This is a genomic window from Listeria cossartiae subsp. cayugensis (assembly GCF_014229095.1).
GTDB classification, from domain to species: domain Bacteria; phylum Bacillota; class Bacilli; order Lactobacillales; family Listeriaceae; genus Listeria; species Listeria cayugensis.
On record NZ_JAARZC010000001.1, the window covers coordinates 822,489 to 833,685 of the forward strand.

Consider the following 11,197-nt stretch of genomic DNA (forward strand, 5'->3'; position numbering starts at 1 on the left):
TGCAAAATTTTACTATAGATTTTGGAATGTAAACGCTCTATCATTGAAGTATACTGAAAAACTATTAAGAGGGTGTTGAGCCAAATGTCCATTTTAGAAAAGATTAAAGATGCTGGCGTTGTTGGTTGTGGGGGAGCGGGCTTTCCGACCCATGCCAAATTTAGTGGCGAAGTGGAATATTTAATTATTAATGCAGCGGAATGTGAACCGCTACTAAAAACCGATCATTTTGTTATGAGAAACCATGCAGTAGAAACGATTAAAGCAATTGAAATGGTTAAAAACCAAGTAGGTGCAGAATTTGCCGTTATTGCGACGAAACGATATTACACAGAGGAAATTGCGGCATTGCGTGCGGCAATTATGGAACTAGATGCGAGCGTGACAATTCATGAGATGGATAATGTCTATCCGACGGGTGACGAGCAAGTTATGGTATTTGAAGTAACTGGGCGAGTTGTACCACCAAGCGGAATTCCTCTAATGGTGGGCTGTATCGTATCGAATGTTTCAACAATGTGGAACGTCTTTCACGCGATTCAAGATGAGGCGCCAGTTATTCGTAAACAATTAACAGTCACTGGAGCAGTTGGAGAGCCAAAACTGTTAGATGTACCAGTTGGAACGCCATTTGAAGTATGTTTAGCAGCAGCTGGTGGAACTAATTTAGCGGAGTATTTATTTTTAGATGGTGGACCGATGATGGGTAAACTAAACGACCAATCCACCATTTCGGAAAAAGTTGTAACGAAAACAACATCTGGTTTGATTGTGGCAGAAGATACGGGCTACTTGCACAAACTGCATTATCAAACAGTGGAACAAATTTTTAATGAAACTAAATCAGCGTGTATTCAGTGTTCGCTTTGTTCGGATTTATGCCCAAGACAACAATTAGGTCATGATATTCATCCACATAAAGTTATGCGTCATTTTGCGGTGGCGGAAGATATTTCGGATATCAAACCGGACCCAATTTGGGAAGAAGCGATGATTTGTTGTGAATGTGGGATTTGTGAAGTAATCGCTTGTCCGATGGGGCTTTCTCCGCGTCAAGTAAACATTCACGTGAAAAAAGAACTTTTAAAACAAGGCGTACGTTATCAAACGGATAAAAAAGAATTCACACCAGATCCGATGCGCGAATATAAATCAATTGCACCCAAAAACATTTTAATTAAAATGGGCTTGCAGCAATATGCGGACGTTCATTTAGAAAAAATGCATTATTTAGAAGTGGATGAAGTATTTATTCCGATGAAAATGCATATTGGTGCGCCGTCCATTCCAGTTGTAAGTGAAGGCGATATCGTGAAAAAAGGGGACTTAATTGCGAAGATTCCTGATACGGCACTTGGGGCAAATATCCACGCGAGCATTGATGGTCAAATTATCCGGATAACTGAAGAACAAGTTCATATTAAGAAGGTGATGTCATGAAAATGGATACATTAGGATTTCTCGAATTAAATAGTATTTCGAAAGGTATCGAAGCGGTCGACACAATGCTAAAAGCGGCCAATTCAGAATTGATTTATGCAAAAGCAAGCTGTCCAGGAAAGTATTATATTTTAATTGCTGGAACAGTGGATTCAGTGGCGCAATCAATTGAAGCAGGTACGAAGATTGGTGCGGCCAATATCGTTGGTAACTTAGTGATTCCACGTGTGTCTGACCAAGTGATTAAAGCGATTAATAAAACCGCAGTACCGGATGAAATGAACGCGGTTGGAGTTATGGAATATTATTCTTGCTCTGGTTCGATTATTGCTGCAGATGCCGCAGTAAAAGCAGCCGATGTGCAGTTACTGGATATTCGTTTGGCGACTGGGATTGCTGGTAAATCGTTCGTTGTGTTAACGGGTGATACAGCAGCATGTGAGGCGGCGGTAGAAGCTGGACTTGCAGCAGCCAAAGAAGAAGCACTTTTAATTAATAAAGTAGTTATTCCAAGACCGCGAAAAGAAGTTTTTGAGAGTTTAATCTACTAAAAAGATAACAATATATTGTCATAGAGTTTTTGAAGAAGGCGCGCACTAACTGGAGTTGCGTGCCTTTTATACAATCTGACAAAATAGTGGCGCCTAAATATGATAGGATTATTTTGAGATAGTTTGTCTAGATGAGGAGTGAATAAAATGGGTTTTGATGATAATAAAGAACGTGTAATACAAGAATATGTACCAGGTAAACAGGTGACGCTTGCGCATTTAATCGCCAATCCGAACCGTGATATTTATACAAAATTAGGATTAGAAGATGGCGCGACTGCGATTGGGATTTTGACCATCACACCAAGTGAAGCTTCGATTATTGCAAGTGATATCGCGACAAAATCAGGCGATGTCCAAATTGGTTTTATTGATCGTTTCAGTGGTTCCGTTGTACTAACTGGCGATGTTTCTTCTGTTGAAGCAGCTTTACAACAAGTAGTATTTTCACTAAACGAAATTTTGGACTTCTCGATTCCAAAAATTACTAGGAGCTGAGTCGTTTGAAGAAAATGATGGTAATGGGCTCAGTCGGTTGTGGTAAAACGACACTGTGCCAAAAATTGCATGGTTACGATATTTTATATAAGAAAACACAAGCTGTGGAGTATTTTCAAGAAATGATTGATACTCCCGGCGAATTTGTACAACATAGACAACTTTACAGTGCGCTCACAGTGACGGCAGCAGATGCGTCGGTGATTGCGATTTTACAAAGTGTCTCGGAGAAGAAGCAGACGTTTTCACCAATGTTTGCTAGTATTTTTGCTAAACCGGTTATTGGGATTGTCACAAAAGTGGATTTAGCGGAATCGGATAAAGACATTGAGCGAGCTGAGCGGGAATTACGCATGGCTGGCGCGAAGCATATTTTTTATATTTCTTCAGTGGATGAAACAGGAATTGAAGAACTTCGGGCATATTTGGAAGATTAAATTTGATTAAGTGGAGGTTTTTTAATGCCTCAAGTGAGGGATTTATCTGTAATTGATGTGCCAGGTGGTTGTATTTTGACGAGCTGTGATATTAGTGCTGGATTCGGCGAGAAAGCGCATGATGGCTTGATGGTCGCGCCTGAAGTGACAGCTCGTTTGACTTTGAGGGTTGCTCTGATGGAAATGATTGCTTCTGGTGCGGAAGTTGTATCGGTTAGTGATGTTGTCGGAGCTGAAATGGAACCCACTGGTAAACGTGTCATCGCTGGGCTAAAGGACGAACTTACCAAGGCGAATTTAAGTCATATCGAATTAAATGGCAGTACAGAAGAAAATATGAAAGTAACTCAAACCAGCGTAGGCGTTCTTGTAACTGGTTTTTCGACTAAAGCTGCACTAAAGCTCGTGAATGTGCATGAAGCTGCGGTCTTATTTGCGTTTGGCGAACCGATTGTTGGCGCGGAAGTTTTGCAAAAAATGGCGGAAATGCCAGATTATCGTTTAGTGAAAAAGTTGGTGACACATAGCGCTGTGCTTGAAGTAGTACCAGTTGGTTCTAAAGGAATGGCATACGAGGCGAATCTTTTAGCGCGGCTAAATGATGGCATTTTTACTGCGAGTGATACTTTTAGCGAAGAGGCTATGAATAAAACTGCGGGACCGGCATCTGTTATTTTGGCTGCGGTTAAAGCAGATGATGTAACCACATTTGAGCGGGAGTTTTTAGGGGCAAAACGGATAGGGGAGTTACGCGGAAGTGAGGAATGGACATGAGTGAAATGATGCTTGTAACTGGCGGGGCAAGGAGCGGTAAGAGTAGCTTTGCTGAAAAAGAGGCAGCCAAATTTAACCGTGTTTTATATGTGGCAACAGGCATTGCGTATGAGAATGATACGGAGTTTCAAGCTAGAATCCAAAAACATCAAGCAACTCGTCCAGCAAATTGGGATACATTCGAGAGTTTTCAAGGAATTGCGACTTATTTGGATCAACATTCGAACCAATATGAGGTAATTATGCTTGATTGCGTGACAATGTTAGTCACTAATTTGTTTTTCACTTTGCTTGGTGAGCGTGAATTGACGAATAAAGTTGCCGATGAAGTTGAGGCGGAGATCCAGTCGGAGGTTAGTGCGATTTTAACAGCTGGCAAGAATTCCACTGCTAAACTTATTTTTGTGACGAATGAAATTGGACTTGGCGTCGTGCCTGAAAATAAGCTAACACGTGTTTTTAGGGATATTATCGGCCGAGTCAATCAGCAAATCGCGATGCAAGTGGAAGAAGTTTATTTTGTCGTAAGTGGCATTCCGAAAAGGTGGAAGTAATATGAAAACATTGATTTTATTAATTCAATTCTTTACGCGAATTCCGCTACCTATCCAAATAAATATGGATGAGGTTAACTTGAAAAAAGGGAGCGCCTTGCTGCCATTTGTCGGAGTGATTATTGGCGCTTGGAATTGGCTCGTTTTTGCTTTAGTGGCGTTTGTTATGCCTTTACCAGTGGCGATTATTGCGGGGCTTTTTGCGGAGATTATCATTACTGGTGGATTCCATGTCGATGCACTGGCGGATACGGCGGATGGGCTGTTTTCTTCACGGAAAAGAGAGCGGATGTTGGAAATTATGAAAGATAGTCGCGTTGGTGCGAACGGTGTGATTGCGATTTGCTTTTATTTTCTTTTTTATGGTGCCTTATTCTTGTCTGTTCCGGATGTACAGCAAATTGGCTGGCTATTTTTCGCATTGCCGATTGTTGCAAAAGGTGTGACGATGCTACTCTTTGCAAGAATGACATATGCGGGATCAAAGGAAGGTTTAGGTTCGATTTTTCTAGGAGTTCCTTGGTGGCCGATTGTGATTGCGCAAGTGATTGTGTTAGCTGCGTTGGGACTGTTTTTCTCCTATATTGGTGTCATTGCTTATGTTGGCGTAGTTTTGTTTACGATTATTTACCGGACGTTTGTTTATAAGCGGATTGGTGGCATGAACGGGGATACGCTTGGTGCAGGTGGACAAATGGGGCAACTTGTCTGTTTATTTTGTTTAGTGCTGCTTTGGGGGTTGATGTAAGTGCAACTTATTTTTGTGCGACACGGGGAAACGGACTGGAATGTGGCGAAAAAATATTGTGGACAGCTAGATGTTGCTTTGAATGAACATGGAGTTCAGCAAATGGAGCAGCTCCGTGAAAAGCTTGACAAGTACTCGGTCGATTTAGTTGTGACGAGTGATCTTACGAGGGTGAAGCAGTCGGCGAATATTTTAAGTAATGATGAGGCGCTTCGTTTTTCGGCTTTGAATGAAATGGACTTCGGCGATTTTGAAGGTTATACATACCAGGAAATTAGCGCGAAGTTCCCCGAGGCTTGGGATGAATACTGTAATAATTGGCAAACCGCATTATTTCCAAACGGGGAGAGTTTTCCGATTTTTTATGAGAGAGTGATTGCTACCTTTGAAGCAGAAATGGAAAAATGGCAGCAATTTGATACGGTATTGCTCGTAGGTCATCTTGGCGTTTTACGAGTGATTGCGCTTTTTTTACAAAAACAAACTATAGCACAATATTGGGATGCCGATTTTAAGCAAGGGTGTTATTCGCTCTGGGACAGTGAGTCTCAATGCTTTCTTATTTCTAATCAATAGTAGAATTTTGTCGTTTCAGCTGAAAGTGCCTTTTTTGTAAACGCTTTGTGGTAAAATGTAGGTAGTTAAATAGGTCTTATGTTGGTGGAATGTATTTGCATTTCTGAAAGAGGAATTCGGTGCAATGCCGAAACTGCCCCCGCAACTGTAAGGTGGACAAGAATTGAGATAGCCACTGTGCGTTTTTAGCGTATGGGAAGGTTCAATTGTTGGAGGAAGCCAAGTCAGGATACTCGCCAAATAAGCCGGAAGCAACTCTTTTTCGGGGTCCTAAAAAGCGTATGCGGGTAGTGTAGCTTTTTTGCTATGCATAAACTCTCATTCGATGACGGATGAAAGTTTTTTTGTTTTTCAGGCAACAAAAAAGTCATATTCGAAGTTACTAGAACATGACTTTTGGAAAATACTTATTTTAAGGTTTCTCGGTAGCCTTTAGGAGTTACATCAAATTCTTTGCGGAAGACTTTACAGAAATAACTCGTTTGTGTGAAGCCTAAATTACGAGCGATATTATCAATCGACCAGCGCGGATTTTTCAGCATCTCTTTCGCAAGGGACATTTTCTTTTGATTCACATAATTGATAAAGTTGACATTCATTTCTTTTTTGAAAAGCTTGCTGAAATAGTAGGAACTAAGGTACACATGACTTGCTACTTCATCGAGTGTGATCGGACGGTTAAGGTTTTTCTCGATATACTTGAGGGCCTTCCGGATTTCTTTGTTATCTTCCTGATGTGTTACTTTTGTATGGTGGAAAGCGATTTTTTGCTTTTGTTCTTCCCGGCTTTTTTCCATTTCGGATTTCAAGTAATACTGGGAAATAATCGTAAGCATTTCGGCAGAAGAGTTGATTTTTTTGGAGCTGAAAACAGGGACAGAGCGAAACGCGGAAATAAGTTCTTTGTCGTTTTTCCAATCGGTTTCTTCTGTTTGGATATTGCCAACTTCGCTACTTTCTTCACAAATAACCTGGCCACTGAGTAAAAATCCACTAAGTTGATTCTCGACGACGATGGGGACTGAAAAATCGGTTAATCCGGCGTGGCATCGATAAATTAAAGGCTTCCCGGTTTTGGAGGCTTCAAGACCACCAAACATATCACATTTTTGGCAAAGGGAGCGGTATTTGGGGTTGGAGCGAATGAGTTGGCAAAAAGGAGTAAAGTTACATAATCTAGAAACTTCGGTACCGTGTATATCTACAACAACTGAGGCTAAACTGGTTGCGGCTGAGAACTCATCCATCACTTTTTCAATGAGCATTTCGTTGCTTTTGGACTGTAGTAACATAGCGATTCCCCTTTCGGCGATACTTGGCGTGTTTCTGTCGTTCTTAGTATAGCATATTTATAATGCGCTTACATTTTCTTGCCATGAAGATAACAATATATTGCTAAGACTAATTTCATATAAGAAAGCCCAAACCATGCACTGCTGGATGGCTTTTTGTCGTTATTTTTTTTGAAGGCGCAAAATTGTGTTAAAACACGATTGGCGTCTTCTTTTTTTCTGTTTGGAAGCGGCAACTATTTATACGACAGATTGCCTATACTGAGAGAGTAAAATACTTATTTTGAGAAGGAGGTACACCCATGCAAGAAGCACTAGGCTTAGTTGAAACTAAAGGGCTAGTCGGCGCCATTGAAGCCGCTGACGCCATGGTTAAATCAGCTAACGTAACATTAACAGGATACGAAAAAATCGGGTCTGGACTGGTTACTGTCATGGTTCGTGGCGATGTTGGTGCGGTGAAAGCAGCGACAGAAGCAGGAGCAGCGGCAGCAAGAAATGTAGGTACCGTGATGAGTACACATGTTATTCCTCGTCCGCATACAGATGTGGAAGAAATTTTACCAGTGAGGGTGAAGTCAGATGAGTGAGCAAAATAAACTGATTGACGAAATTCTAAAACAGGTAATGGAAACAGTTAATGATGCCCCGGAAAAACTAGTAGAGGATGGAGGATCACGTCAAATGAGTGAAAAAGCAATTCAATTAACAGAATTTGTAGGAACAGCAATTGGAGATACAATCGGCCTAGTGATTGCGAATGTAGACGGACAACTTTTAGAAGCAATGAAGCTTGAGAAGTCTTACCGTTCTATAGGTATTTTAGGAGCCCGTACTGGTGCAGGCCCACATATTATGGCTGCGGATGAAGCAGTGAAAGCAACGAACACAGAAGTAGTGAAAATCGAATTACCACGAGATACAAAAGGCGGTGCAGGTCATGGTTCTTTAATTATCTTTGGTGGCGACGATGTTTCAGATGTGAAACGTGCGGTGGAAGTGGCACTGAATGAATTAGATAAAACTTTTGGCGATGTGTATGGCAATGAAGCTGGGCACATTGAACTTCAATATACAGCGCGAGCAAGCCATGCGCTTAATACAGCATTTGGCGCACCAGTAGGGAAAGCATTCGGACTTATGGTTGGTGCTCCAGCTGGAATCGGTGTTGTAATGGCTGACACTGCAGTGAAATCAGCTAACGTAGATGTCGTTGCTTATTCTTCACCAGCTGATGGAACAAGTTTCTCCAATGAAGTAATCCTTTGTATTTCCGGAGATTCTGGAGCAGTCCGTCAAGCTGTTATTTCTGCACGTGAAATTGGTAAAAAATTACTTGGAGCTTTAGGGGATGAACCGAAAAATGATCGTCCATCCTACATTTAGAACGGAGGGTAACGACTGATGAAATCAAAACGCTTTGAAGAATTAGCAAAACGCCCGGTCAATCAAGATGGTTTTGTAAAGGAATGGATTGAAGAAGGCTTAATCGCAATGGAAAGCCCAAATGATCCAAAACCAAGCATTAAAATAGAAAATGGCAAAGTAGTCGAAATGGATAGCAAAAAAATTGCTGATTTTGACTTAATTGACCATTTCATCGCGAAATATGGCGTCGATTTATCTCGTGCGGAAGAAGTTATGCAAATGGATTCGGTGAAGTTAGCGAATATGCTTTGCGACCCAAATGTACCACGTGAAAAAATCGTTTTACTTACAACTGCTATGACACCGGCAAAAATAGTAGAAGTAGTTTCGCAAATGAACGTTGTCGAAATGATGATGTCGATGCAAAAAATGCGCTCACGTAGAACGCCAACAACCCAAGCCCATGTAACAAACTTGCGTGATAATCCGGTTCAAATTGCAGCCGATGCAGCAGAAGCAGCGATTCGTGGCTTTGATGAACAAGAAACAACCGTTGCGGTAGTTCGTTATGCACCTTTTAACGCGCTTAGTTTATTAGTAGGTTCGCAAACGGGCCGTGGTGGCGTATTAACGCAATGTTCATTAGAAGAAGCAACAGAATTAGAACTCGGTATGCGTGGTTTAACTTGTTACGCGGAAACGATTTCTGTGTATGGTACGGAGCCTGTATTTACAGACGGAGATGATACGCCTTGGTCCAAAGGTATTTTGGCAAGTGCATATGCGTCTCGCGGGCTGAAAATGCGTTTCACATCTGGGACTGGTTCTGAAGTTCAAATGGGTTATGCAGAAGGAAAATCGATGCTTTATCTTGAATCGCGCTGTATTTTTATTACGAAAGCAGCTGGTGTTCAAGGGTTACAAAATGGTTCGATTAGTTGTATCGGAATTCCGGGAGCCGTGCCAAGTGGTATTAGAGCGGTTCTTGCCGAGAATTTAATTGCCGTTATGCTCGATCTAGAAGTAGCGTCTGGTAATGACCAAACATTCTCTCACTCGGATATTCGCCGTACAGCTCGTTTGCTGATGCAATTTTTACCAGGAACAGATTATATTTCCTCTGGTTATAGCGCAACGCCGAACTATGACAATATGTTTGCTGGTTCGAACTTTGATGCAGATGATTTTGATGATTACAATATTTTGCAACGCGATTTAAAAGTGGACGGTGGTCTAACGCCGGTTACAGAAGAAGAAGTTGTTGCAGTTAGAAATAAAGCGGCACGCGTTATTCAAGCAGTTTTCGACAAATTAGGTCTTCCAGAAGTAACCGATGCGGAAGTAGAAGCAGCAACGTATGCACGTGGAAGTAAAGATATGCCAGAACGTAACATGGTAGAAGATATTAAAGCAGCAGCTGAAATGATGGACCGCGGTGTGACTGGTCTGGATGTCGTGAAAGCACTATCTGCTGGTGGATTCGATGATGTTGCCGAAAGCGTACTTAATATGCTGAAACAACGTGTATCTGGTGATTTCCTTCATACGTCTGCCATCATTGATAAAGACTGGAATGTGATTAGTTCCGTCAACGATTTAAATGATTACGCAGGTCCAGGAACTGGTTATCGCTTAGAGGGCGAACGCTGGGAGAAATTAAAAGATATCGCTGTTGCAGTCGATGCAAACGAATTAGACTAAGCTACTTCCCATTTTTTATAAAGGAGGATTACGAGACATGGTTGAAATTAACGAAAAAGTGCTTCGCGGAATTATTTCGGAAGTGTTAGATGAATTACAGCTAAAAGAAGATAAAGTTTCTTTCCAAAAAGAACTGCCAAGTGTTGCCGTTTCAGATGAAAGCTTTTTAACAGAAATTGGTGACGCAAAGCCAGGTAGACAAAAAGATGAAGTGGTTATTGCGGTCGCGCCAGCTTTTGGTAAATATCAAACGAAAAATATTGTCGGCGTTCCACATAAACAAATTTTACGAGAAGTGATTGCAGGTATTGAAGAAGAAGGGTTAAAAGCGCGTGTTGTCCGTGTGTTCCGTTCTTCTGACGTAGCGTTCGTCGCGGTAGAGGGCGACAAGTTAAGTGGTTCTGGTATTTGTATCGGCATTCAGTCGCGTGGTACAGCTTTGATCCACCAAAAAGATTTACAACCACTTTCTAACTTAGAGCTATTCCCGCAAGCACCATTAATCACGCTAGAAACTTACCGAGCAATTGGGAAAAATGCGGCAAAATATGCTAAAGGTGAATCACCAAATCCAGTGCCAATGGTAAACGATCAAATGGCACGCCCGAAATTCCAAGCCAAAGCAGCTTTACTTCATATCAAAGAAACCAAACATGTTGTTCAAGGGAAAAACGCAGTCGAATTACAAGTAAACTAATAGTGAGGTGAAAATGATGAATCAAGAAGCACTAGAAAATATGGTTAGAAATATTTTGCAAGAAGTAAATAGTGGCGCCGTTTCAACAACAACTTCTCCAAAAATGAGCGGAGATACACTGACGGTGCGCGATTATCCACTGGGTACGAAACGCCCTGAACTTGTAAAAACATCGACATCAAAATCATTAGACGATATTACGCTGAAAAGTGTTTTAGATGGCACGATTAAACCTGAAGATGTTCGTGTAACAGCGGAAACACTGAAAATGCAAGCACAAGTAGCTAGAGATGCAGGACGCGCAACGCTCGCGAATAATTTCGAACGTGCAGCAGAACTTACGATTGTTCCAGATGAACGTATTTTAGAAATTTATAATGCGATGCGCCCTTATCGTTCCTCAAAAGAAGAGCTACTTGCAATTGCGGATGAATTGGAAAATGTGTACAATGCAACGATTTGTTCTAATTATGTTCGTGAAGCAGCACAGCTTTATCAAGAGCGTAAGAAATTAAAAGGCGATAATTAAAATTCACCTTTGCTCGCGATTATGTAGGAAAT

14 protein-coding genes and 1 riboswitch are annotated in these 11,197 nt (G+C 41.4%); of the genes, 13 read left to right on the top strand and 1 reads right to left on the bottom strand.

The window, feature by feature from the left end; translation table 11 throughout:
* The first annotated feature begins 75 nt into the window (after window positions 1-75).
* The 8 genes from HCB49_RS04200 (at window position 76) to cobC (ending at window position 5,578) form a co-directional block, all read left to right on the top strand.
* Window positions 76-1,440: a 4Fe-4S dicluster domain-containing protein gene (locus HCB49_RS04200; protein ID WP_185604194.1), complete on the top strand. Its 1,365-nt coding sequence runs from the start codon at window positions 76-78 to the stop codon at window positions 1,438-1,440.
* Window positions 1,437-1,991, top strand: coding sequence for a BMC domain-containing protein (locus HCB49_RS04205; RefSeq protein ID WP_185604195.1), 555 nt, complete (start codon window positions 1,437-1,439; stop codon window positions 1,989-1,991). Before HCB49_RS04200 ends, HCB49_RS04205 begins: the two co-directional genes overlap by 4 nt.
* A 147-nt stretch (window positions 1,992-2,138) precedes the next feature.
* Window positions 2,139-2,489, top strand: a complete 351-nt coding sequence (gene eutS, locus HCB49_RS04210; protein ID WP_008947511.1) for an ethanolamine utilization microcompartment protein EutS — start codon at window positions 2,139-2,141, stop codon at window positions 2,487-2,489.
* Window positions 2,490-2,494: 5 nt separating this feature from the next.
* Complete coding sequence (locus HCB49_RS04215; RefSeq protein ID WP_008947512.1) at window positions 2,495-2,926, top strand: EutP/PduV family microcompartment system protein; 432 nt, start codon at window positions 2,495-2,497, stop codon at window positions 2,924-2,926.
* Between the two features lie 24 nt (window positions 2,927-2,950).
* A complete protein-coding gene (gene cblS / locus HCB49_RS04220; protein WP_185604196.1) occupies window positions 2,951-3,700 on the top strand; it encodes an alpha-ribazole kinase in 750 nt (249 codons plus the stop codon).
* A complete protein-coding gene (cobU, locus tag HCB49_RS04225) occupies window positions 3,697-4,254 on the top strand; it encodes a bifunctional adenosylcobinamide kinase/adenosylcobinamide-phosphate guanylyltransferase (protein ID WP_185604197.1) in 558 nt (185 codons plus the stop codon). The genes cblS and cobU overlap by 4 nt, the downstream gene beginning before the upstream one ends.
* A 1-nt stretch (window position 4,255) precedes the next feature.
* The gene (gene cobS / locus HCB49_RS04230; protein ID WP_185604198.1) at window positions 4,256-5,002 is read left to right on the top strand and encodes an adenosylcobinamide-GDP ribazoletransferase; all 747 of its coding nucleotides are present in this window, start codon (window positions 4,256-4,258) and stop codon (window positions 5,000-5,002) included.
* Window positions 5,003-5,578 carry an alpha-ribazole phosphatase gene (gene cobC / locus HCB49_RS04235; protein ID WP_185604199.1) on the top strand — a complete coding sequence of 192 codons (576 nt, stop codon included), beginning with the start codon at window positions 5,003-5,005 and terminating at the stop codon, window positions 5,576-5,578.
* A gap of 64 nt (window positions 5,579-5,642) precedes the next feature.
* Window positions 5,643-5,833: riboswitch (cobalamin riboswitch) on the top strand.
* 152 nt (window positions 5,834-5,985) lie between these two features.
* Here the strand turns inward: cobC and HCB49_RS04240 are convergent.
* Window positions 5,986-6,870 carry a PocR ligand-binding domain-containing protein gene (locus HCB49_RS04240; RefSeq protein WP_185480092.1) on the bottom strand — a complete coding sequence of 295 codons (885 nt, stop codon included), beginning with the start codon at window positions 6,868-6,870 and terminating at the stop codon, window positions 5,986-5,988.
* Window positions 6,871-7,172: 302 nt separating this feature from the next.
* On the opposite strand from HCB49_RS04240, the gene pduA reads away from it, so the two are divergent.
* The 5 genes from pduA to HCB49_RS04265 are packed head-to-tail and all read left to right on the top strand — an operon-like array spanning window position 7,173 to window position 11,165.
* Window positions 7,173-7,460, top strand: a complete 288-nt coding sequence (gene pduA / locus HCB49_RS04245; RefSeq protein ID WP_003719356.1) for a propanediol utilization microcompartment protein PduA — start codon at window positions 7,173-7,175, stop codon at window positions 7,458-7,460.
* A complete protein-coding gene (gene pduB, locus HCB49_RS04250; RefSeq protein ID WP_185391144.1) occupies window positions 7,453-8,256 on the top strand; it encodes a propanediol utilization microcompartment protein PduB in 804 nt (267 codons plus the stop codon). The genes pduA and pduB overlap by 8 nt, the downstream gene beginning before the upstream one ends.
* 18 nt (window positions 8,257-8,274) lie before the next feature.
* On the top strand, window positions 8,275-9,939 hold the full coding sequence (locus HCB49_RS04255) for a propanediol/glycerol family dehydratase large subunit (RefSeq protein WP_185398750.1): 1,665 nt from the start codon (window positions 8,275-8,277) through the stop codon (window positions 9,937-9,939).
* Window positions 9,940-9,976: 37 nt separating this feature from the next.
* Window positions 9,977-10,636 (top strand): propanediol/glycerol family dehydratase medium subunit, encoded by a 660-nt coding sequence (locus HCB49_RS04260; RefSeq protein ID WP_185604200.1) that lies wholly within the window; start codon window positions 9,977-9,979, stop codon window positions 10,634-10,636.
* A gap of 16 nt (window positions 10,637-10,652) precedes the next feature.
* Window positions 10,653-11,165, top strand: coding sequence for a diol dehydratase small subunit (locus HCB49_RS04265; protein ID WP_185604508.1), 513 nt, complete (start codon window positions 10,653-10,655; stop codon window positions 11,163-11,165).
* Window positions 11,166-11,197 lie beyond the last annotated feature (32 nt).

Coding starts and splice junctions, on each gene's coding strand:
- HCB49_RS04265 (WP_185604508.1), top strand. CDS start 10,653: ATGAATCAAGAAGCACTAGAAAATATGGTTAGAAATATTTTGCAAGAA.
- cobU (WP_185604197.1), top strand. CDS start 3,697: ATGAGTGAAATGATGCTTGTAACTGGCGGGGCAAGGAGCGGTAAGAGT.
- HCB49_RS04240 (WP_185480092.1), bottom strand. CDS start 6,870: ATGTTACTACAGTCCAAAAGCAACGAAATGCTCATTGAAAAAGTGATG.
- pduB (WP_185391144.1), top strand. CDS start 7,453: ATGAGTGAGCAAAATAAACTGATTGACGAAATTCTAAAACAGGTAATG.
- cblS (WP_185604196.1), top strand. CDS start 2,951: ATGCCTCAAGTGAGGGATTTATCTGTAATTGATGTGCCAGGTGGTTGT.
- eutS (WP_008947511.1), top strand. CDS start 2,139: ATGGGTTTTGATGATAATAAAGAACGTGTAATACAAGAATATGTACCA.
- pduA (WP_003719356.1), top strand. CDS start 7,173: ATGCAAGAAGCACTAGGCTTAGTTGAAACTAAAGGGCTAGTCGGCGCC.
- HCB49_RS04205 (WP_185604195.1), top strand. CDS start 1,437: ATGAAAATGGATACATTAGGATTTCTCGAATTAAATAGTATTTCGAAA.
- HCB49_RS04260 (WP_185604200.1), top strand. CDS start 9,977: ATGGTTGAAATTAACGAAAAAGTGCTTCGCGGAATTATTTCGGAAGTG.
- HCB49_RS04255 (WP_185398750.1), top strand. CDS start 8,275: ATGAAATCAAAACGCTTTGAAGAATTAGCAAAACGCCCGGTCAATCAA.
- cobS (WP_185604198.1), top strand. CDS start 4,256: ATGAAAACATTGATTTTATTAATTCAATTCTTTACGCGAATTCCGCTA.